This is a genomic window from Actinokineospora cianjurensis (genome assembly GCF_003663795.1).
In the GTDB taxonomy this organism is placed as follows: Bacteria; Actinomycetota; Actinomycetes; order Mycobacteriales; family Pseudonocardiaceae; genus Actinokineospora; species Actinokineospora terrae.
This window is the reverse complement of sequence record NZ_RCDD01000003.1, coordinates 468,936-490,136: the sequence shown is the minus strand read 5'-3', so window position 1 is coordinate 490,136 and position 21,201 is coordinate 468,936. Positions and strand designations below refer to the sequence as shown.

At 71.5% G+C, this 21,201-nt stretch carries 22 protein-coding genes and 1 pseudogene; 4 read left to right on the top strand and 19 right to left on the bottom strand.

The genetic code is table 11. The features are described 5' to 3' along the window. The first annotated feature begins 97 nt into the window (after positions 1-97). Positions 98-1,402, top strand: coding sequence for a cytochrome P450 (locus CLV68_RS21835; protein WP_121392753.1), 1,305 nt, complete (start codon positions 98-100; stop codon positions 1,400-1,402). Between the two features lie 6 nt (positions 1,403-1,408). On the opposite strand, the gene CLV68_RS21830 is transcribed toward CLV68_RS21835, so the two are convergent. From CLV68_RS21830 to CLV68_RS21810, 5 genes are all read right to left on the bottom strand, one after another. Continuing rightward, positions 1,409-1,600, bottom strand: a complete 192-nt coding sequence (locus CLV68_RS21830) for a ferredoxin (RefSeq protein ID WP_121392752.1) — start codon at positions 1,598-1,600, stop codon at positions 1,409-1,411. A 124-nt stretch (positions 1,601-1,724) separates the two neighbouring features. Then, entirely contained in the window at positions 1,725-2,177 is a 453-nt protein-coding gene (locus tag CLV68_RS21825) for a carboxymuconolactone decarboxylase family protein (protein ID WP_092774478.1), read from the bottom strand. A gap of 62 nt (positions 2,178-2,239) precedes the next feature. Then, positions 2,240-2,815 carry a GtrA family protein gene (locus tag CLV68_RS21820; protein ID WP_121392751.1) on the bottom strand — a complete coding sequence of 192 codons (576 nt, stop codon included), beginning with the start codon at positions 2,813-2,815 and terminating at the stop codon, positions 2,240-2,242. Positions 2,816-2,931: 116 nt separating this feature from the next. Continuing rightward, positions 2,932-3,684 carry a dioxygenase family protein gene (locus CLV68_RS21815; RefSeq protein WP_121392750.1) on the bottom strand — a complete coding sequence of 251 codons (753 nt, stop codon included), beginning with the start codon at positions 3,682-3,684 and terminating at the stop codon, positions 2,932-2,934. A 2-nt stretch (positions 3,685-3,686) separates the two neighbouring features. Further along, complete coding sequence (locus CLV68_RS21810; RefSeq protein ID WP_246010034.1) at positions 3,687-5,036, bottom strand: amidohydrolase; 1,350 nt, start codon at positions 5,034-5,036, stop codon at positions 3,687-3,689. A 106-nt stretch (positions 5,037-5,142) separates the two neighbouring features. Between CLV68_RS21810 and CLV68_RS21805 the strand changes: the two genes are divergently transcribed. Next, complete coding sequence (locus tag CLV68_RS21805) at positions 5,143-6,108, top strand: aldo/keto reductase (protein WP_121392749.1); 966 nt, start codon at positions 5,143-5,145, stop codon at positions 6,106-6,108. Positions 6,109-6,305: 197 nt separating this feature from the next. Here CLV68_RS21805 and CLV68_RS21800 read toward each other — a convergent pair whose 3' ends face one another. The 8 genes from CLV68_RS21800 to CLV68_RS21765 form a co-directional block, all read right to left on the bottom strand. Further along, positions 6,306-6,896, bottom strand: a complete 591-nt coding sequence (locus CLV68_RS21800) for a TetR/AcrR family transcriptional regulator (protein ID WP_121392748.1) — start codon at positions 6,894-6,896, stop codon at positions 6,306-6,308. 158 nt (positions 6,897-7,054) lie between these two features. Continuing rightward, positions 7,055-7,657 carry a nucleotidyl cyclase domain-containing protein gene (locus CLV68_RS21795; protein ID WP_246010033.1) on the bottom strand — a complete coding sequence of 201 codons (603 nt, stop codon included), beginning with the start codon at positions 7,655-7,657 and terminating at the stop codon, positions 7,055-7,057. A gap of 123 nt (positions 7,658-7,780) precedes the next feature. Then, positions 7,781-8,443 (bottom strand): peptidylprolyl isomerase, encoded by a 663-nt coding sequence (locus CLV68_RS21790; protein ID WP_121392747.1) that lies wholly within the window; start codon positions 8,441-8,443, stop codon positions 7,781-7,783. 50 nt (positions 8,444-8,493) lie between these two features. Continuing rightward, on the bottom strand, positions 8,494-9,537 hold the full coding sequence (locus CLV68_RS21785; RefSeq protein ID WP_121392746.1) for an LLM class flavin-dependent oxidoreductase: 1,044 nt from the start codon (positions 9,535-9,537) through the stop codon (positions 8,494-8,496). After that, complete coding sequence (locus CLV68_RS21780) at positions 9,534-10,877, bottom strand: NtaA/DmoA family FMN-dependent monooxygenase (RefSeq protein ID WP_121392745.1); 1,344 nt, start codon at positions 10,875-10,877, stop codon at positions 9,534-9,536. Before CLV68_RS21780 ends, CLV68_RS21785 begins: the two co-directional genes overlap by 4 nt. A gap of 13 nt (positions 10,878-10,890) precedes the next feature. Continuing rightward, entirely contained in the window at positions 10,891-12,087 is a 1,197-nt protein-coding gene (locus CLV68_RS21775; RefSeq protein WP_121392744.1) for an LLM class flavin-dependent oxidoreductase, read from the bottom strand. A 204-nt stretch (positions 12,088-12,291) separates the two neighbouring features. Then, the gene (locus tag CLV68_RS21770) at positions 12,292-12,672 is read right to left on the bottom strand and encodes a hypothetical protein (protein WP_121392743.1); all 381 of its coding nucleotides are present in this window, start codon (positions 12,670-12,672) and stop codon (positions 12,292-12,294) included. A 104-nt stretch (positions 12,673-12,776) separates the two neighbouring features. Then, positions 12,777-13,319 carry a CGNR zinc finger domain-containing protein gene (locus CLV68_RS21765; protein WP_121392742.1) on the bottom strand — a complete coding sequence of 181 codons (543 nt, stop codon included), beginning with the start codon at positions 13,317-13,319 and terminating at the stop codon, positions 12,777-12,779. 123 nt (positions 13,320-13,442) lie between these two features. Here CLV68_RS21765 and CLV68_RS35365 point away from each other — a divergent pair, with 123 nt between their 5' ends. Next, entirely contained in the window at positions 13,443-14,300 is an 858-nt protein-coding gene (locus CLV68_RS35365; protein WP_121392741.1) for an EamA family transporter, read from the top strand. A 183-nt stretch (positions 14,301-14,483) separates the two neighbouring features. On the opposite strand, the pseudogene CLV68_RS21755 reads toward CLV68_RS35365, so the two are convergent. The 5 genes and pseudogenes from CLV68_RS21755 to CLV68_RS21735 all read right to left on the bottom strand — a co-directional run. Then, positions 14,484-15,323, bottom strand: a pseudogene (locus CLV68_RS21755) (LysR family transcriptional regulator); the annotation flags it as partial. A 294-nt stretch (positions 15,324-15,617) separates the two neighbouring features. After that, the gene (locus CLV68_RS21750; protein WP_121392739.1) at positions 15,618-16,373 is read right to left on the bottom strand and encodes an iron-containing redox enzyme family protein; all 756 of its coding nucleotides are present in this window, start codon (positions 16,371-16,373) and stop codon (positions 15,618-15,620) included. 148 nt (positions 16,374-16,521) lie between these two features. After that, the gene (locus tag CLV68_RS21745; RefSeq protein WP_121392738.1) at positions 16,522-17,361 is read right to left on the bottom strand and encodes a carbohydrate ABC transporter permease; all 840 of its coding nucleotides are present in this window, start codon (positions 17,359-17,361) and stop codon (positions 16,522-16,524) included. Further along, positions 17,358-18,245 (bottom strand): carbohydrate ABC transporter permease, encoded by an 888-nt coding sequence (locus CLV68_RS21740; protein ID WP_121392737.1) that lies wholly within the window; start codon positions 18,243-18,245, stop codon positions 17,358-17,360. Before CLV68_RS21740 ends, CLV68_RS21745 begins: the two co-directional genes overlap by 4 nt. Further along, positions 18,242-19,522, bottom strand: a complete 1,281-nt coding sequence (locus CLV68_RS21735; protein ID WP_121392736.1) for an extracellular solute-binding protein — start codon at positions 19,520-19,522, stop codon at positions 18,242-18,244. Before CLV68_RS21735 ends, CLV68_RS21740 begins: the two co-directional genes overlap by 4 nt. 294 nt (positions 19,523-19,816) lie before the next feature. Here CLV68_RS21735 and CLV68_RS21730 point away from each other — a divergent pair, with 294 nt between their 5' ends. Then, positions 19,817-20,236, top strand: a complete 420-nt coding sequence (locus tag CLV68_RS21730; protein WP_121392735.1) for a hypothetical protein — start codon at positions 19,817-19,819, stop codon at positions 20,234-20,236. Here CLV68_RS21730 and CLV68_RS21725 read toward each other — a convergent pair. Next, positions 20,233-21,189, bottom strand: coding sequence for a hypothetical protein (locus tag CLV68_RS21725; RefSeq protein ID WP_147460099.1), 957 nt, complete (start codon positions 21,187-21,189; stop codon positions 20,233-20,235). The two genes, CLV68_RS21730 and CLV68_RS21725, sit on opposite strands and share 4 nt — an antisense overlap. Positions 21,190-21,201: the final 12 nt, after the last annotated feature.

Sequence of the window (21,201 nt, the reverse complement as noted above, 5' to 3'; positions counted from 1 at the left end):
AAATCGCGGAGCTGAGAGTGCGCGCGCTGGTACCGTGGGTTAACAGCCCCTAGACGCTACGGGTCGGCTGGGGATCGGCCCGGGAACAGGAGCTCCCATGGCCACGCCAACCACCACCGCACCCGAGAACCCGCCGGTTCCCGAGCAGCCGCGCTCCATCCGACTGCTCGGCCTCCCGCTGGAACTGACCGAGCGGCCCGCGGGCTGCCCGTTCTCGCCCGCCACCAAGCTGACCGCGCTCAGCGCCACCGGACCCGTGCACCGGGTCGTCGGCGACGACGGCGAGGACATCTGGGTCGTCACCGGCCACGCCCAGGCAAGGGCCCTGCTGTCCGACCCGAGGTTCAGCTCCGACCTGACCCGCTCCACCGTGGCGATGAACCGGCTGCCCGAGCAGATCCGCGAGCAGTTCCTGTCGCCGCGCAACCGGGCGGGCAACTTCCTCGGGATGGACGCCCCGCAGCACACCCGCTACCGCAAGCTGCTCACCGGCCAGTTCACCGTGCGCCGGATGCGGCAGCTGGAGCCCAGGATCACCCAGATCGTCACCGAGCACCTCGACGCGCTCATCGCCGCCGGGCCGTCGGCCGACCTGGTGCCCGCCTTCGCGCTCCCGCTGCCGTCGCTGGTCATCTCGGAACTGCTCGGCGTCGACTACGCCGACCGGGGCACCTTCCAGCAGCGCACCGCCAAGCTGCTCAACCTCGACACCCCGCTCGACGAGGTCGTCGAGCAGGCCGAGGCGCTGCGCGAGTTCATGCGGGCCCTGGTCGCGGCCAAGCGCGCGACGCCGACCGACGACCTGCTGTCCGGTCTCGTGCACGCCGACCAGGACACCCCGCTCACCGACGACGAGCTGGTCGGCATGGCGAACCTGCTGCTCATCGCGGGCCACGAGACCACCGCGAACATGCTGGCGCTGGGCACCTTCGCGCTGCTGGAGCACCCGGACCAGCTCGCCGTCCTGCGCGACGACCCGGCGCTGGTCGGCACCGCGGTCGAGGAGCTGCTGCGGTACCTGACCATCCTGCACCTCGGCATCCGGCGCACCCCGCTGGTCGACGTCGAGCTGGCGGGTCACCACATCAGGGCGGGGGACAACGTGGTGATCTCCGCCCAGATGGCCAACCTGGACGAAGAGCACTACGAGCACCCGGACACCCTCGACCTCACCCGGCCGCGCGGCCCGCACCTGGCCTTCGGGCACGGCATCCACCAGTGCCTCGGCCAGCAGCTGGCCAGGGTCGAGATGACCGTCGGGTTCACCGAGCTGCTGCGCAGGCTGCCCGGGCTGCGGCTGGCGGTGCCCGCCGACGAGGTGCCGCTGCGCGACAACATGGCCATCTACGGCGTGCACGCGCTCCCGGTCACCTGGGACGCCGACGCCGCGCGGACCGCGTGAGCGCCGTCAGGTCGCGCTGATCGCCTGGGCCGGGCAGGACTGGACGGCGGTGCGCACGTCCCGCTCCTGTTCCGGCCCCGGCTCGGCGCGCAGCAGCACGACCGTCCCGTCGTCCTCGTCCTGGTCGAACACGTCGGGCTGGGTGAGCACGCACATGCCCGACCCGACGCACCGGTGGCTGTCCACAACGACCCTCATCGACCGACCTCCCCCGAGTTGGCGTTACCCCACCATCATGCACGCACCGCGCCCACCCGGGCACGCGCCGTGCCCGGAAAGGCCGAGCGCCCGGAACGACCGAGCGCCCGGGAGGGCCGAGTGCTCAGAAGGTCCCGGCGACCTGGTGCACGGCGGCGTTGAGCCGGTTCCACACGTTGATGTTGGCGATCGCCACCAGCAGCGCCGAGGCCGCGCGCTCGTCGTAGTGCGCCCTGACCCGCCCCCACAGCTCGTCGGTGACCGGGTTCGCCGTGTCGGCCAGCCGGGTCAGCACCTCGGTCAGCTCCAGCGCGACCCGCTCCGGCTCCGAGAAGAACGGCGCCTCCCGCCACGCCGCGACGGTGAACAGCCGCTCGTCGCTCTCCCCGGCCTTGCGCATGTCCCGCGCGTGCATGTGGACGCACGCGCTGCACCCGTTGACCTGGCTGGCGCGCAGCTTCACCAACTCGATGGTCGACTCCGGCACGCCCTTGCCCGCCGCGGTGTTGCCGAACGCGACGAGCGCCTTCATGGCCTCGGGGATGACGATGGCCGGATTGTCCATACGTGCCTGCATGTGTCCTGTCCCTTCACTCGCTGTCCCGGGGAAGACGGGGTGGCGGCGGGGGACGTGACAGGTCAGTTCTTGCTTGCGGTGTGATCCACGACACTCACGGGCGCCGGGTAGGGGACCAGCTTGCCGAGCTTGCGATCGCGCCGCGGCGCCCGGGCGTCGGCGTTCGGGAAGACCCACTTCTTGAAGGCCCACCAGCGGAACAGCATCGCGATGACGGTGCCCACGATGGATCCGAAGAGGAAGTCCGCGACCTCTTGCGACACCGCGCTCACGTGCGGCTGCTCCAGGTCGAAGACGTACCGCGAGACGTAGAGGGGGGCGGTGTAGAAGAACAGCGACGCCCCGCTGATGGCGAAGAACAACGCCGCCTCGTGGTGGCGCTCCCGCCCGCCGCGGGTGTCGAACGACCACTCGCGGTTGAGGACGTACGACACGATCGTGGCCAGGATGACCCCGATGGCCTTCGCCGCGACCGGCTTGGGCTCGAGCACGGTCAGCTTCAACAGGTACCAGGTGCCGTTGTCCACCACATAGGCGACGCTGCCCACCGCGGCGAACTTCAACAACTCCCGGTGCTTGAGCGCGAGCGGCCGCACCCGGGAAGGCAACACCCGCAGGACCGCGGCGCGAAGGGACATGCGCTCAGGCTAACCGACCCGCCTTTACGCGGACCTGTACGAACGCAAATTGGTCCAGACCTTTCCTTGCCAGTGCGCACCCGGATGCGGCCACACCGGCTCGGGCGAGTGCCGGATCAGGGCGTGGGGAAGGCCCCGGGGGCCATGGCGTCGTCGGCGGCGGTCTTGGCGTTGGCGAGGTCCATGGCGACGCTGAAGGCGGCCCGGTAGGCGGGGGCGGAGTCGACCCGGGTGGGGGTGGGGAGGAGGAGTTGGTCGCCGTTGAGGGCGTAGAGCTGGTCGGTCTTGTTGGTGGTGTCGGCTGGGCCGTGGGAGCTGTACGGCCCGGTCGCGAGGTACTGGGCGGTGAACTCGTCGGGGAGGTAGAGCTGCGAGGTGAACTCGTAGGGCTTGCCGTCGGGGGTGGTGGTGCGGATCTTGAGGTGGATGTGCACCGTCCTGCCCTCGTACCAGCCGGGCAGGACGGTGGTGAAGGTGACCGCGCCGTCGGGATCGGAGACCTGGAGGCCGCGGAGTTCCTTTCGGCCCGTGGTGCCCTCGCTGGCGATGTCCGAGTAGTTCCCCGCGGCGTCGCAGTGCCAGATGTCGACGACGGCGCCGGGGAGGGGGACGCACCGGTCACCGTCGACTCGCGACACCGTCAGGCCCAGCTGCAACCGCGTGCCGACCGCCTGGACACCGGTGTCGGGGTCGGCCCGGATGTCGGAGCGGTCCAGCTTCTCGTCGACGAAGTACGGGCCCTCCATCTGCTCCGGCCGCACCACGCAGTCGACCACGGCGGGGGAGCACCCGACGACCCCCAGCGCGGCCAGCCCGAGCAGCACCTGCCGCCTGCCCAGCACCCGCCCGACGGGGTCGTCGTGCCCCACCGTCAGACCTCGAACACGACGCGGCCGTCGACCACCGTCAGCGTGACGCCGATGTGCGGCAGGTCCGCTGGCGCCGCGTCGAGCGGGTTGGCCTCCAGGACGCACAGGTCGGCGGCCTTGCCGATCTCCAGCGTGCCCTTCCACGACTCGGCGCCGTCCTGCACGGCCGGGGTCACGGTGTAGGCGCGCAGCAGGTGGCGCATGAGCTCGGGGCTGGGGGAGGCGGCCATCCACTCGGCGGCCGCGGCGACCCAGCGCCGCCAGTCCGGTTCGATGACCGGGGCGTCCGAGCTCAGGCAGACGCGCACGCCCAGGTCGAGGGCCCGGCGCAGCGGCCACGCCCCGGCGGCGGCGTCCTCGTCGAGCGCGGCGGCCAGCCACGGGGCGGTCAGCACCGCGATGCCCGGCTGGGTGTTGAGGCCGATGCCCAGCCCGGGCAGCCGCGCCAGCACGTCCGGGCCGACCAGGTCGCCGTGGATCAGGTAGTGCCTGCCCGCGTGGCCGTGCGCCTCGATGGCGTCGGCCATCGCCGAGACGGTGACCTCGATGGACCGGTCGCCGGTCGCGTGCACGCCGATCTGCGCGCCTGCCCGGTGCGCCAGGTCGATCATCTTGCGCAGGTTGGCCTCGCGCTCGGCGGCGTCGGTGCCGTCGACGAGCAGGTGGCCCTGGCTGCCGTCGGCGTAGCAGCGGTGCGTCCACGCCGAGCGCATCGGCGGGATGCCGTCGGCGAAGATCTTCACGCCGGTGATGTCGAGCCAGCGCGGGTCGGTCGCCGGGACCCGGCTGGCCATGCCGCGCTCGAAGTCGGCCAGCGTGCTCGGCCCGTCCAGCTCGCCGAACAGGCGCAGCACGGTGACCCTGGCGCGCAGCAGGCCCTCGGCGGCCATCGCCGCGTACTCGTCGAGCACGCCGGTGGAGAAGCAGCCGGTCTGCCCGCTGTCCTCGCCGGGGCCGAGGCCCGGCTCGGTGTAGCTGGTGATGCCCAGCGCGGCGAGGACGTCGCCCGCCTTGGTGATGGCGGCGCGCCGCTCGGCCGGGCTGGTCAGCTGCGGGGCGGGCGCGCCATCGCCCATCCCGCCCGCGCCCATCAGGGTCCCCGGCCATAACGCGCCGAGCCAGGCGCCGTGCAGGTGCGAGTCGTTGATGCCGGGCAGCACGGTGCGGCCGTAGAGGTCGACCACCCGGGTGTTCGGGCCGATCAGGTGGGCGACGTCGCCGAGGCCGATGACCCGGCCACCGGCCACGGCGAGCGCGGTGCTCTCGGTGTCGGCGGCGTCGAAGGTGAGCACCGTGCCACCGGTCAGCACGAGGTCGGCGGTGATCTTGTCGGCCACGGTGTCCTCCGTCAACAGGCGTAGATGAAGCTGGGCCAGTATAGGGTCATCAGCCGGAATATCCCCGTTTTTCGTCTATACATGTAGACTAACGACACGAGTTCAGTGCCGAGGAGGACATATGGCGCAGGTCAACGGCATCCCCGTCCGGCCGTTGGGACCGGGTGGCCCGGAGGTGTCGCTGTTCGGTCTCGGATCGTGGAACACCTGGGACCGGATGGAGTTCGACGACGCGGTGGCGCTGGTGCGCCGGGCGATCGGGGCCGGGGTGACCTTGTTCGACGTCGCGCACTACAACATGGGCCCGCACGCCGAACAGGCCCGCACGGACATCATCTTCGGCGAGGTCACCAGGGCCGCGGGTCTGGCCCGCGAGGACTACCACCTGTGCGGCAAGCTGTGGTTGTGGGAGTACCCCACCACCAGCTTCGAGCAGCAGATGACCACCTCGCTCGACCGGATCGGCACCGACCGCGCCGACAGCGTCGTGGTGGGCGACTACATGTCCCCGCCGGACATCGCCCAGATCGTCACCGACGTCAACGAGCAGATCCGCGCCGGCCGCTTCGCGCACTGGGGCGTCAACAACTGGGTCGCCGCCGACCTGCGGCGGGCGCTGGACTTCGCCGGGGCGGAAGGCATGACGCCGCCGATCTTCGCGCAGCTCAAGTACAGCATCGCGCGTCGCACCATGGCCGAGGGCCCGTTCTACCAGCCGCACTTCACCGAGGGCAGGCTGGCACTGCAGGCGTCGGACGTCTTCGAGGGCGGCATCCTGGCGGGCCGGAAGTTCCCCGAGCGCAAGATCGGCGCCGACCCCGGCGGCATCCGCGACCGCATCCGCGAGGCCGCCGACACCGTCGCCGAGGTGGCCGCGGCGCACGGGGTCACCGCCGCCCAGGTCGCGATCGCGTTCTGCCTGCTCAACCCGGCGGTGTCGAACGTGCTGTTCGGCGTCAGCAGGATCGAGCAGCTCGAGGACAACCTCGCCGCGATCGCACTCGCCGACGAGCACGGGCCCGCCCTGCGCGCCGCCCTCGACCCGCTCTGGGCCGACAAGGCGGTCAACGCCGACGGCACCTGGTGACCCGGTAGCCCGGACCTGATGGCCCCGGCTTATGCCGTCGGTCCACAGTGGAGCGCCGGTCGCCGGTGGTTCTTCTTTGACCGGTTTGCGTCTACGGTTGGGGACCTGGACACCGGGTCCGACCGTGGTACCGCGCGGCGACGCGCGGGCGGGTGGGGGACTTGCCTGTCGAACAGGTCCCCCACCCGGTCCCCGGCCTAGGCGCTGGTGATCCGGTCGAAGAACGCCTCCAGGTGCGCCTTCTGCAGCTTGCGCGTCGAGTAGCGGGCGCCGACCAGGCTCATCACGTTCGCGCCCGCGTGCAGCAGCACCAACTCGTCGACCAACTGCGCGTCGGGCACCGGGGTGCGGATGTCGCCCTCGGCGCGGGCCCGGCGGATGTGGTCGGTGAGCAGACCGCGCCACGCCTTGAGGTGCACCAGGTAGCGGTCGTGCAGCCGCTTGTTCGACAGCGACATCTCCCAGAACGCGAGCAGGACTCGCCCCGCGGTCACCCGCTTGGTGTCCAGCGGCATGGTCACGCTGCACAGCGCCCGCAGCGCCTCGAGCCCCGACTGGCCCGCCGAGACGTCCACCTGGGTGTCGACCATCGTCAGCGCCCGCTCGAAGGTGGCCTCCACCAGCACGTCCTTGCTGGGGAAGTACCGCTTGAGCGCACCGTTGGCGAACCCGGCCGCCTCGGCGATCTCGCGCATCGTGGCGGCTTCCAGGCCGCCCCGCATGATCAGGCCCCAGGTCACCTCCACGATGTGCGCGCGACGCTCGTCGTGGTCGATGACCTTGGGCATCGTGCTCCTTCGGGGTGGGTCGGCCGATCAGTCGCGGTAGTGTAACGGTCAACAGGTGGGATGTGCGCACACATCCGGGGGACTCGCGACGGTTTTCCGCCGACCGGGGGGTGGATCCGTCCACTGGGAACGTCCACGACCGGGGACGCACGAACCGCTCACCCGCCGCAAGCCGCCGGGACGGTGACCCTGGCGGCCACATCGGCCTCCTTCACCACGATCCGCACCGGCGCGTACGCCGCCGGGTCGATGCCCCGGTACCCGTGCCGCACCACGCCGTCGTGCACCCGTTCGGACACCACCAGCACCAGGTCCGCGCCGGTGCGCGCCAACTCCCGGTACAGCGGCTCACCGGCGACCAACCGGCAGGCCAGGTTCACGTCCGCGCTCACCCACCCGGTCCTGGCCCGCAGCACCTCACCCGAGTGCACCGCCACCCGCAGCCGGATCCGCGGCCGGGTCCGCGACCCCGAGCGGGCGTTGTGCGCGCGCAACCCGGCCACCAGCGCCGGGACCAGCGGGTCGAGCAGGTCCACCTTGGACACCGACGGCGGCACCAGGATGATCATCCCGTCGCCGCGGTCCTCGACCGCCAGCCGCCACCAGGGCACCCCGGCCCGGCGGAACGCCCGCCGGACCAACCGCTGCAACGCCGCCCGCGCGTGGAACTGGGTCACGTTCCCCCACCGCGACGACCCCACCATGTCCACGACCACGATGGACCGGTGCTCCGGCCGCACCCGCTGCGCCACTCGAACCACTCTCCCTCCACACCACCGATGCTGACCGGGACGTGGCGGGCGGCGCGGAGATCTCCCTGAGAGGAACCCAAGAAAAGGGGCCGGTCAGGTGACCGGCCCCTCGGAACACGACTTCGGCCCAGCTCAGCAGCCTCGGCCCAGCCGCACGTCGTGGATGCGGACCGGCCGCTTCGGTGCCCCGTCGGTCGCGCCGTCGGGTGTGATCCCGGCCGCCACGATCCGGTCCAGCACCTCGATGCCCCGGGTCACGTGCCCCAATACGGTGTATACGGGACTGATGTTGGCCACGGAGTGGACGATGAACCACTCGCTGCCGTTGGTGCCGGGACCCTGGTTGCCCATCGCGATCGTCCCGCGCGGGTAGGTCTCCTTGCCGGTGACCTCGTCCGGGAACTTGTAGCCGGGCCCGCCTTCCTCGGCGCGGTAGATGTCACCGCACTGCAGGACGCCGAGCCGGGCGCTGTTGGTGAGCCGGAAGCACTGCGAGTCGTCGTAGAAGTCGGCCTTCGCCAGGTGCACCAGGTTCTGCACGGCGCACGGCGCGTTGTCCCGGTCCAGCAGCAGATCGATGCGGCCGTAATTGGTGCGGATGGTGACCTCGACCTTGCCGTGGGCCTTGACCCGCGCCTTGGGCACGGTCACGGGACGGGCGGCCGGGTTTTCCGGGGTGGGGGTGAACTGGCACTTCACGGTCCCACCCGCCAGGGCGGGGGAGGCGAGGGCGGGGACGGCGGGCAGGGTCGTGGCCGCCAGCGCCAGGGCAGCGACAACCAAGATTCGCTTCATGCCCCGCACGCTAGCGGCCGACGCAACCCCTGCCCGGCCGCGGAAACGGTTCAGCCGAGCCAGTGCGGGTCCGGGATCGCCTTCGACAGCACCGGCGCGACCTCGGACTGGAACAGTTCCAACGTGGCCCGGTGCCGCGCGGGGGTGAGCCCGTCGCGGTCGGCGCTGATGTGCAGCACCTGGTGCCCGAACCGCTCGTGGTACCGCCCGACCTTGTCCACGACCTGCTCCGGGGATCCCACCAGCGCCGAACTGCGCTCGACGAAGTCTTCCAGCGTGGTGAACACCGGCGCCAACCCCAGTCGCAGCTGGAGGTTCTGCCTGGCCTCGAACACCGGCCGGTACACCGCCAGCGCTTCCTGCGAGGTCGGCGCCACGTAGAACGCGGCCGTGCCCGCGCCGACGATCGCCTTCGCCGGGTTGTGGCCGTAGTGCGCCCACCGGTCCCGGTAGTACGAGATCAGCTCCGCGTACGGCTCCATCGGGTTGGTCACGTTCGCCGAGAACAGCGGGTCGCCCCACCTCGCGGCCAGGTCGACCGAGTCGCGGCTGGTCGCGCTGCCGTGCCACACCCGGATCGGCTGCTGCAACGGCTTCGGCCACACCTCGGCGTCGACCAGGTCGGGCCGGAACCGGCCGGACCAGGTGACCTTGTCCTCGCGCCACAGCCGCCGGAACAGCTCGTAGCCCTCGGCGTTGCGGTCCCACTGGTCCTCCGGCGTGACGTGGAACAGTTCCCGCTGCGCGCTCCCGTTGCCCTTGCCGATGATCAGCTCAAGCCTGCCGTCGGACAGGTTGTCCAGCGTCGCGTAGTCCTCGTAGGCGCGCACCGGGTCGAGCAGGCTCAACGTCGTGACCGCGGTGAACAACCGGATCCGCGAGGTGCGGGCGGCGATGTTGCTCAGCACCACCGGCGGCGAGGACGAGATGAACGGCCGCTCGTGCCGCTCGCCGACGCCGTAGCCGTCGAACCCCAGTTCCTCGGCCAGCACCGCGGTGTCGACCACCTCGCGGAACCGGTCACGCGGGCTGAGCTGGATGCCGGTGACCGGGTCCGCGGTGTGGGTGATCAGCGTGATCAGCAGGAACTTCACGGCGCGTCCAGCCCCAGGTGCTCGCGCAGCGTCGTCCCGGTGTACTCCTCGCGGAACACGCCCCACTCCTGCAACAGCGGCACGACCGAGTCCGCGAACCCGTCGAGCCCGCCCGGGGTCACGTGCGGCACCAGGATGAACCCGTCGCTCGCGTCGGCCTGCACCAGCTCGTTGATCCGGGTCGCGATGGTGGCCGCCGAGCCGATGAACGTCTGCCGCCCGCCGACCTGGATGATCACGTCCCGGATGGAGAGGTTCTTCGCCTCGGCCAGCGCCCGGTACTCGCGCGCGGTGGCCACCGGGTCGCGGTGCATCCGCACGCTGGCCCGGCCCTTGGCGATGGTGTTCTCGCCGACGACCGGGTCGAAGTCCGGCAGTGGCCCGTCCGGGTCGTAGCCGGACAGGTCGGCGTTCCACAGCTGTTCGAGCAGCTTGATCGCGGTCTGCCCGCTGACCTGCTGGCGGCGCACCACCACGGCCCGCTCCTGGGCGTCGGCGTCGGTGTCGCCGAGCACGAAGGTCGCCGCGGGCAGCACCACGAGCTGGTCGTGCCGCCTGCCGTACTTGGCCAGCCGCCCCTTCACGTCCGCGTAGAACGCCTGCCCCGCCTCCAGCGTGCCGTGCCTGCTGAAGATCGCGTCGGCCGAGGCGGCGGCGAACTCGCGGCCGCCGTCGGAGTCACCGGCCTGCAACACCACCGGCCTGCCCTGCGGCGACCGCGGCACGGAGAACCGGCCCGCGATGTCGAAGTGGTCGTCCTCGTGCTGGAACGACCCGGCCGCGGCGTCGCGCAGGTACTGCCCGGTCGAGGCGTCCGCGGCGATCTCGTCGCCGCGCCAGCTGTCGAACAGCTCCAACGCGGTGTCCAGGAACGTCTGCGCCCGGGTGTAGCGCTCGTCCTGCGGCAGGAACCCGCCGCGGCGGAAGTTCTCGCCGGTGAACGCGTCCCACGAGGTCACCACGTTCCACGCGGCCCGACCGGCGGAGAGGTGGTCGAGCGAGGCGAACTGGCGGGCGACCTCGTAGGGCTCGTTGAACGTCGAGTTGATCGTCCCGGCGAGCCCGAGCCGCTCGGTGACCGCGGCCAGCGCGGCGAGCACGGTGAACGTGTCCGGCCGGCCGACCACGTCCAGGTCGTAGATCTCGCCGCCCTGCTCGCGCAACCGCAGGCCCTCGGCGAGGAAGAAGAAGTCGAACTTCGCCCGCTCCGCCGTCTGGGCCAGTCGCACGAAGGACTCGAACTCGATGTGGCTACCCGCCTGCGGGTCGCTCCACACCGTTGTGTTGTTCACCCCGGGGAAGTGCGCGGCGAGGTGGATCTGCTTGACCGGCTTGCTCATCTGCTCGTCCTCCTCAGACTGCCGCGTAGCGGTTGGCGGGCCTGCCCAGCCCCAGCAACCCGCGCAGGGTCTTGGCCTCGTACTCGGAGCGGAACGCGCCCCTCGACCGCAGCTCCGGCACGAGCCCGCCGGTGATCGCGGTCAGGTCGTGCGGCAGCGCCGCGGGCCGCAGCCGGAAACCGGAGAGCCCGGCCGCGTGGTGGTCGAGCAGGTCGTCGGCCAGCTCGGCGGGCGTGCCGACGAAGATCCGGGTGTCCGAGGCGTACTCGGCGCCCGCGAGGTCGTCGAGCCGCGCCTTGTGCTCGCGGGCGGCCGCGGCGGTCTCGCCGAGGAACACCACCAGGTCGCCGAACACGTGCAGCGTCTCACTTTCCCTACCGGCGTTCGCCTGCTCCTGGCGCACCACGGCGAGGGTGTCGGCGGCCTCGGCGCGGTCGTTCGGCGTGACGTAGACGACGTCGGCCGAGCGCGCGGCCAGCCGGTACGGGATCACCGTGTGCGCCAACGAGGTCACCACCGGCTGCCCCTGCGGCGGCCGCGGCGTGATCGACGGTCCCTTGACCGAGAACCACTTGCCCGCGAAGTCGATGTAGTGCAGCTTGTCGCGGTCGACGAACCGGCCGGTCGCGGCGTCGCGGATCTCCGCGTCGTCCTCCCAGCTGTCCCACAGCCGCCGCAGCACCTCGACGTAGTCGGCGGTCTCGTCGAACAGCTCCGACACCGGGCTGACCAGGTCGCCGTCGCGGGCGTCGTCGAGGTCGACCGCGCCGATCTCGCGCCTGCCGAAGAGCCGGTTCTCCTCCTCGGTCCAGGCGACCCGCACCCGCACCCCGGCGCGGCCGGAGCTGACGTAGTCGAGGGTGGCGATCGCCTTGGACAGGTGGAACGGCTCGGTGTGGGTGACCACCGCGGTCGGCACGATGCCGATCCCCGCGGTCAGCGGCGCCACCCTGGCCGCGACCAGCACCGCGTCCAGGTGCCCGACGACCCGGTCGGTGCCGTTCCCGCCCGGGTTGGCCGCGTCGGTCCTGGGCCCGAGCGTGTCCTCGATGGTGACGAAGTCCAGCCGCGCCGCCTCCGCCGCGCGCACCAGGTCGACCCAGTACCCCGCGGTGAGCAGCTCGCCGGGACGGGCGTCCGCCGCCCGCCACGCCGCGGGGTGCCAGCCCGCGCCGTCCAACGCCACCGCCAGATGTGGTCCGGTTGTCACCGGCGGCTCCCTTCCCTCGTGATCGTCCCGAACCGGATTGTGCGCCGCACGGGCGCGCCGGGGCAGGGACGGCCACGGGATGGGAATCCGACCTGGGCCGGGAATAAACCGCTAGTGCGCCACGCCGCGGCGACGGCGCGGGTGCCTGCCCGGCCCCGCCAAGTCGGGAACGGTGCCGGGCGGGACGAGCGGCGGGAGGAAGCGTTACAGCGAAAGACCGGCGTAGAGGTATGCGCCCGTGTTCGGGTCCGCCACGAGCAGCACCGCCTCACCCTGGCGCGGCACGGTGATCCTGGGCACCACGGTGCGCAGCGGCACCGGTCGCCGCGACCCGGCCTCCAACCGCACCAGCAGGTCGACCACCGGGTCGCTGTCGACGACGTGCCCGGTGGCGGTGACCGACTCGACCCGCGCCCTGGTCGCCTGCGCGCCCATGGCCAGCAGGTGCTGGGCGGTGGCGGGCAGCGACGCCGACGCGGTCAGCGCCGCTTGCGCGCCCGCGACCGAAACCCTTGTCGCACCGGTGTTCGGCTGCCGTTCACCCGCGTGTCGCCCGAGCTTGCGCTCCCGGCCGAACAACCCCATCCGAAGCCCCTCCCCGAGCCGTGCGTGGTCCGGACAACCAGCACTCAAGACTGTCCGAAGTGTACGGCTGGGCGCGGATGGGGCCGCCGCCGGGCGCCGCGGGGTCAGCCCGCCATCGCCATCGCCCGCTGTCTGGCCCGGTGCCGCACCGCGTTGACCCGGTTGGCGCACCTGGTGGTGCAGAACTGCCGGTTGCCGCCCTTGGAGATGTCGATGAACACCACCGCGCAGCGGTCGTCGGCGCAGCGGCCGAGGCGGTGCCCGCCCTCGTCGCAGAGCACGTAGGCGAGCCCGGTCGCGGTGACCGCGCGGACGCGGTTGACCACGCCCTCGCCCTCGCCGTGGTAGTGCAGGTGCGGTGGCTGGTTGTCGTGGGTGGAGATCATCGGTCGGCTGGCCGCCTGCTGCAGCAGCGCGTTGATCACGTCGACCCGGCGCTGCTGGGACATCTCGCCGAAGGCGGCGTCCAACTGCTGGGTCCACTGCATGATCCGCGCGGCCTCCGGGCCCGCGGGTTCGGGGAGGGTGGGGGCGTGGCGGTGGATGACGGTGGCCACCTGCTCGCGGTCGAAGGTGCCGCCCCGGCCGAGGTTGACCAGGTCCGCGGCCATCGCCGCGGCCGCTCCGCCATAAGTGTTGAAGCGCATATTGCCATTACTCCACACTCCCGGTGTGTTTGGCAATGACCAACCCGGTGCCGACCTCCCGGCCTTACCCGTTGCGCCGAGCGCCCCACGCCGGTCGGCCCCGCGCGCCCGGGGGCGCCGGGGATGAGCCGGGCGCCGACCCCGGGCGCGGCCAACCCGCTGGTGCTGGTGGCCGTGCAGATGCTCAGCCTGCAGGTGGGCGCCGCCGTCGCGGTGGGCCTGATGGCGCACGTCGGCATCGTCGGCGCCGCCTTCGCCAGGGTCGCGCTGGCCTGCGCGGTGGTCGGCGTGCTGCTGCGGCCCCGCCCGCGCGTCGCCGACCGGCGCTCGCTGCTGCTCGCCGCCGCGCTCGGCGTGGTGATCGCGGTGATGAACACCGCCTACTTCGGCGCGGTCGTCCACTTGGGACTCGGGCTGGCCACCACCATCGAGTTCCTCGGGCCGTTCCTGGTCGGGCTGGTCTCGGCACGGCAGGCCGCCGACCTGCTGTGGTCGCTGGTCGCCGCGGCCGGGGTGGTGCTGATCGCGGGCGTGGGGGAGGTCAGCGGCACCGGGCTCGCGCTCGGGCTGCTCGCCGCGGGCTGCCGGGCGGGCTACATCGTGCTGACCCGCGCGGTCGGCGACCAGTTCGACGGCGCGTCCGGGCTGTTCGTCGCGCTGCTGGTGGGGACCGTGGTCGCCGCGCCGTTCGCGGTGGGCACCTTCCCCGGCTTCGGCGACGTGGGCGTCCTCGGGCTCGCGGCCGCGGTGGCGGTGCTGTCCTCCGCGGTGCCGTACCTGTGCGACATGGCGTCGCTGCGCAAGCTGCGGACGGCGTCGTTCAGCGTGTTGTTGGCGCTGTCACCGGCGGTGAGCGCGCTCGCGGGACTGGTGCTGCTCGGGCAGGGCCTCTCCCCGCCGCAGTGGTGCGGCGTGGGCGCGGTCGTGCTGGCGGGGACCGCGAGCGTGCTCACCACGCCGCGCGTCGAGCAGACCGGCTGACCCGTCCGCGGGCGCGCTGGGCAGCTGCACCGACCCGGTGTGCCCCGGGACCGGGTGCGCCCCAACGGGATGCGCGGTGCCGGAGTGGTGCGGCAGCATCGCCGCGGTCTCCCGCCCCGCCTGGCACAGGCCGCGCACCGCCCGGTGCACCGCCGAGCCGTCCGCGGTGTCGGTCGTCGAGCGCCAAGCGACCACCAGCTCCGACTCCGCGCCCTCGATGGGGATGAACCGCAGGTCCCGGTGCACCGCGTCCCACTCGGCCAACCGCGGGCACAGCGCGAGACCGACCCCGGCGGCGACCGCGGCCAGCGTGTCCACCGCGTAGTCGGCGGTGTGCTCGACGAACCGCATCCCGGCAACGGGGAAGGCGTCCTCGACCCCGATGCGGATCAGCCGCTCCGCGCCCACCTCGGCCACCGCCACCGACGAGCGGCCCGCCAGCGCGTGGTCCCACGGCACCACCAGGCAGGTGGGCACCACGGCCGCGGTGGCCTCCTCGACGTCGCCGGGGGACTTGGGCAGGTAGGGCCGCCACAGCAGCGCGGTGTCGACCTGGCCGTGCCGCAACTGGTTGAGCTGGTTGCCGAAGTTCGTGTAGGTCGGCACCAGCTGCACCGGTTCCGGCGCCAACACCCGCGCCGCCCTGGCGATCACCTGCCCGGTGCCCCAGCCGACGTGGCCGATGCGCACCTGCGGCCTGCCCGCCCCCGCGCGCCTGCGCACGTCGGCCAACCCGGTGTCCAGCACCGAGATCGCGGAGGTGGCGACCGCGAGCAGGTCCCTGCCCGCCTCGGTGAGCCGCACCTGCCTGGTGCTGCGGTGGAACAGCCGCAGCCCGATCTCCCGCTCGAACGCCGCGATCTGCTGGCTCAGCGCGGGCTGGCTCAGGTGCAGGTACCGCGCGGCGCGGCCGAAGTGCAACTCGTCGGCCAGCACCAGGAAGGACCGCACCTTCTCGGTACCGGGGAACCGGTCGCTCACCACCACCGCACCGCCTCGGCGTTCGCTCACCGCAATGGGCATGCCACACCCGAAGTCGGCGTGTTCGCGCTGATCAGTCCACCCTGACTGGATGTCACCACCGAAAAGGGCGGGTCGAGGCTTAAAATATCGACGCGGAACTCCACGCGGCTACCGCCGATCGGGTGACCACATCCGTTGATCGCCGGATTGTTTCGCACTGGGTAGGACAACCCGCACGAGGCGTGACCTGGCATTTTGCCGCCCGCTACCGGTGGTATTAGGACCTTTTTCCGGTGGTGTTCCCAGTTATCCGAAGAAATAGTGCTTTAGGTCACCCGGGAATGCGCGGGGGGCTCACGCGGCCGCGGCGGTGACCGCCTGGTGCACACCGCGCCAGTAGTCGGCGGTGAGGGTGACGAAGGTGTCGTAGGCGCGCAGCACCACCGCGAAGTCGGCCTCGGTGCGCGACACCGCCGCCGCGGAGACCACCGCCTCCCGCTTGTGCTCCTTCTCCGCCTCGCCGATGTGGACGTAGAAGTACTCGCACGCCTCGTGGAAGTCGTCCTCGCGCGGCCACAGGGGCTTGTAGTTGCGCACGCCCTCGTAGAGCCGGGTCAGCATCGCGAACGCCAGGTGCTCCTGCGCGAGCAGGGCGCCCTGGACCACCCGCTGGTCGGTGTCGGAGAACAGTTCCCGCTGCCCGGCGCTGAACGCCGTGGTGCTCGGCAGCGGCTCCTCCAGGGTCAGTTCCCCGGTGCTGACCTCGCGGCCCGCCAGCCGGGAGAGCAGGTCGGCGAGGAAGTTCTCCAGCAGCACCAGGTGCGCCTTCTCGGCGTTGCCGTTGCCGTACTCGGAGTACAGGTTCTTCACGCATTCCACCCGGGCGGCGAGATCGGTGGTGTTGAGCACCGACAGCGCGACCATCACCGCGGTGAACCTCGTGCGCGCCAGGTATTCCCTGGCGAACACGGCTACCGCCGAGTAGGGCAGCGGGCCGCCCATCCACAGCCGGTAGAAGTCGTTGTCGATGGCCGCCGAGGTGTCGATGTCGGCGACGGTGGCGGCGATGCGCGCGGCGCGGTCGGCCGTGGGTTGGTGGACCAGCGTCATCGGAGGAGGATCCCCTTCGCTCGTCGCGGCGCCCGAATGGCGCCCGTGCCCGGCGACCGTATCCACGGCCCGCTCCGGCAGTCCAGTCGCATTGCCTGATGACCATTATTCCATTCCGCTATCGGCGCCGGTCAGCCCTTCACCGCCCTCACCCCTTCACCGAACCGGCGAGCCCGGAGACGAGCCTGCGCTGGACCAAAACGAAGAATACGAGGACCGGGATCGTCATCAGGGTGGAGCCCGCCATGATGGCGCCCCAGTCGTTGTCGTCCGGCTTGACGAACACCTGCAGCGCCAGCGGGAGCGTCTGGTTGTCGGCGGCGGAGATGATGAACGTCTTGGCGAACAGGAAGTCGTTCCAGGCGTGGATGAACGACAGCACGCTGGTGGCCACCAGACCGGGCGCCACCAGCGGGAACAGCACGCCCCAGAGGAAGCGGAACCGGCTCGCGCCGTCGAGGGTCGCGGCCTCCTCCAACTCCACCGGGACCGCCGCGACGAAACCGCGCAGCATCCAGATCGCGAACGGCAGGCTGAACGCCAGGTGCACCAGCACGAGCGAACCGAGGTGGTTCAACCCGAACGCGGGAACCGATTGCCCCACCGAGCGCATGAGGAAGAACAACGGAACGGTCAGCGCTTCCACCGGCACCATTTGCACGACCAGCAGCATGACCAACATGGTCGTGCGGCCGCGGAAGCGCAAGCGGGTGAGCGCGGCCGCGGCGAGGAACGCCACCAGCATGCTCAACGCCACCACCGCGACCGCCACGACCACGCTGTTGAGGAAGTAGCGGCCGAAGTCCTGCACCGTCAGCGCCCGCACGAAGCTGTCCAGGGTGGGGCGCGTGGTCCACGGCCGCGGCTCGGTGGAGATCACCTCGTCGCGCGGTTTGACCGCGGTCAACACCATCCAGAACAACGGGAACGCCACCACCCCCGCGACGATCACGGCCACCGCCTCGGCCAGCGAGCGGCCCGCCCTCACAGGACCTCCCCGGACCGGCGCAGCGCGCGCAGGTAGAACACCGTGATGGCAAGGAGGATCAGGGTCGTCACGACGCCGATCGCCGCGCCGAGCCCGTACTCCGACGCGGCGAACGCCTCCTGGTAGGCGTAGACGTTGAGCACCAGGTTGCGCCCGGCGATGCCGCCGCCCCCGGTCATCACGTACACCTGGGTGAACACCTTGAAGTCCCAGATGATCGACTGGATGGTGACCACGATCAGCAGTGGCCGCAGCAGCGGCAGCAGCACCGACCGCGCCGTGCGCCACCCGGACGCGCCGTCGAGGGCCGCTGCCTCCAGCACCTCGGTGGGGACGGCGCGGATCCCGGCGTAGAGGGTGATCATGACGAACGGGAACGAGCACCAGATGACCTCGGCGGCCACCAGCCCGAACGCCGTCCACTTGCCGTAGGTCCAGGAGAACCCGTCGAGCCCGAGCAGGCTGTTGACCAGCCCGAAGTTCGCGTCGAACAGGAACAGCCAGATCGTCGACCCCGCCACCGCGGGCGTGGCCCACGCGCCGAGCGCGGCCAGGAACAGGCAGGTCCGCGCCCACGGCCGGATCCTGGTGGACAGCACCGCGAGCACGGCGCCGACCACCAGCGTCCCGGTGACGCAGACCGCGGCGAACCCGACTGTCTGCCCGAGCACGGACCAGAACTTCGCGCTGCCCAGCAGTGTCGAGTAGTTGCCCAGCCCCAGGAACTCCAGCGGCGCGCCACCGCTGACCTGTTCCTGCCCGTAGTCGAAGAAGGAGATCACCACGAGCTGGTACACCGGGTAGCCGAGCAGCGCGACGAGCACGAGCAGGGCGGGGCTGAGGTACGCCAGCGCCGCCCTGCCCTGCCCGCGGGCGGTGGTCACGACGAGAACGCCGCGTTCATCGCGTCGGCGGCGGTCTTGGTGGCGGTGTCGACGTCCTTGCCGCCGCTGACGATCTCCTGGAGCATGGTCGGCAGCACGGCCTGCGCGTCGATCTTGGCCCAGCTCGGGGTGACCGGCACGAACCGGGTGCCGGACTCGAGCGTGGTGGTGAACGGCTTGAGGAAGGGGTCGGCATCGGCGACCGCGCGCTGCACGTCGGCGAAGGTGGGCAGGTTGCCCATGGCGTCGTACATCTTGCGCTGGTACTGCTTGCCCGCCAACAGCCTGGTGAACTCCGTCGCCAGCGTCTTGCGCTTGGTACCGGACAGCACGCCGAGCAGGTTGCCGCCGGAGAACGCGGGCGCGACCGAGCCGGGGTCCTTGCCCGGCAGCGGGACCACCCCGTACTTGCCCGCCGCCGCGCTCGCGTCGACCGACTTGCGGTTGAAGTCGCCGCCGATGGTCATCGCCGCCTTGCCGCCGCGGAAGTTCTCCACGCTGGCGTCGCCACCGTTGCCCGCGCACTGGGCGGGCGGGCAGATGTCGTCGCGCAGCAGCTCGGTGTACTTCGCGATACCGGCCTTGGCCTGCGGCGAGTCGATCGCGGCGGTGAACTTGTCGCCGGACTTGGTCGCGATGTCACCCCCGTTGGCCCACACGAACGGCAGCGCGCCGTAGACGTACTTGCCACCGACGGAGATGCCGAGCAGTTCCGGCTTCGCGGCGCGGATCCGGCGGGCGAGCGGCGCGATCTCGTCCAGAGTGGACGGTGGCTGGACGCCGAGTTCGGCGAACACGTCGGTCCGGTAGTACAGCGCTCGAACCCCGACGTACCAGGGGATCCCGTGCACCTTGCCGTTGACCTTGGCGGTGTCGAGCACCGCGGGCACCAGGTCCTTGCCCTCGTCCCAGGCCGTCACATCCGCGGTGATGTCGGCGAACCCGCCCGCGGCGACGTAGCCCGCGAGGTCGGTGTTGCCGAACTCGGCCACGTCCGGCGCGCTGGCCGGGTCGCTGAACGCCGCCTTGAACCGCTCGGCCCGCGACTGCACCTGGATGTACTGCACGTCCACGCTCACCCCCGCGTGCCCGCCCTGGAACTCGGCGACCGCCTCCTGGATCACCTTCTCCTTGGCGGAGCGGTTGACCTCGTCGAACAGCCACACCCGCAGCTGCCCGGACTTCTCATCGGTGTCCGAGGCCGCCGGACCCGACTGCACCGGCGCACACCCCGCGGCCACGACCAGCGCGGCCAGACCGGCTAATACCTTGCGCATCTCTCGACCCCGTCCCCGGATGTTGCGCTCGGCGCAATTTCCGTTTCATGGAGAGCAACGTGTCGGCGATCGTAAGAGGGATGCCGGAGCATGGCAAGGTCTGGACCATTCGCGTGAATGCTCACCGAGCGCCCCGGCGTGGCACGATGGAGCGCGGTCCGGCCGGTGATCCCGGCGGTCCGGCCCCGCGCGGACCACCCACCGCGTCCAGGGCACCCACCCGCGCCGGGCGTCCGCCGCCCCCGGGATGGGTCGTCCCATCGGCGTCTCGGTCCGGACCTCGGAGGAAGCCGCATGCTCGCGGTGAGCACGTACAGCCAGGAGTACATCGACACCTGCCGCGCCAGGGTCGCCGACCACGTGTCGGCCTACCGGGCGATGACCGCCACCGGCGACGGGGCCGAGTTCACCGCCGCGGTGGCCGCGTTCGAGCCGGTGTTCTTCACCAACCTGGTGCACGTCCTGGAGACCTCGTTCGTCCACCGGTTGCGCGGCAAGGAGAACAAGGACGGCAACCCGCTCAACGAGGTCCGGCTGATCAGCGCCTCGGTCCTCGCCGACGACGGGGTGCTGCGGGTCGACAAGGGCATCAGGTGGGACCCGCCGTCGACCGTGCTGGGGTACGCGCCGGGGGACCGGATCGAGGTGCGGGAAGCGGGGTTCCTCGCGCTGGCCGAGGCATTCTTCACCGACCTGACGGCCAAGTACGCCTAGCGGCCGCGCCGTTCGTTGATGCAGGCGACGCACAGCGGTTGGCCGGGAAGTCGCTCGTACCGCTTGCACCGGCAGAGTTCGGGGTTGGCGCGGTAGGTCGACCTGGCGTCGGTCCCGACCATGCGCCGCGGGTCGGGGTGCAGCGCCTCCATGACCTGCTGGGTGCGCTGGTCGGCCTCCCGCTTGGCGTGCACGGTGCGCCGGTACTTCCAGCGCTCGTCGTGCACCTGCCGAGTGCCCCGCCAGCGCCGCACCGTGTCCCCGGAGGCCGACGACTCGCGCCTGGCCCGCTCCCGGCGCTGGGTGACGGTCCGCTCCCAGGTGGCCCCCGCGATCGGCGGCGAGTCCCGCCTGCTCTCCCACGCCGAGAGCCGCGACCGGATCTGCTCGATGTTCTCCGCCGTCGCCGGGTACTTGGTGCCCTTGGGCCGGTTCTCCACCGCCCACACGATCGCCGCCGGGCACCACCCCGCCGCGAACCACGGCGCCAACACCACGACCAGCGACTTCAGCGCGCCGAAGGTGGACCACCCGCAGGTGAACCGCATCCACCGCGCGGCCCGGAACACCTGCACCGGATCGGTGGGGATGGTCTTGTTCCCCCAGTCGTCGCGGACGGTGTGCTCGCTGTCGCGCCGGAACTGCGCGGCGAGGGCGATGCCGAGCTCGTGGCCGATGACCGGGGGAGACGACCACGCCGCCCACCGCCGCGCGGTGTCCTGCGCCGAGGTGGGGGGCTGCCCGTAGCGGGTGTTGTCCGGGCGGAACACGACCGCCCTGGTGACGGCCTGGTTGCACCAACCACGCCGGTACAGGTCCTCGAGCCGCTCGTTCAACGCCGCCGCGGTGAACTGCACCGCCCAACCCTGCCCCGCCCGCAGCGCCTCGGTCGCCAGCCGGACCTCCTGGTCACCCACCGGCACCGCCACCTCCGGCCACCGCACCTCGGTCACCGGCACCTCCAC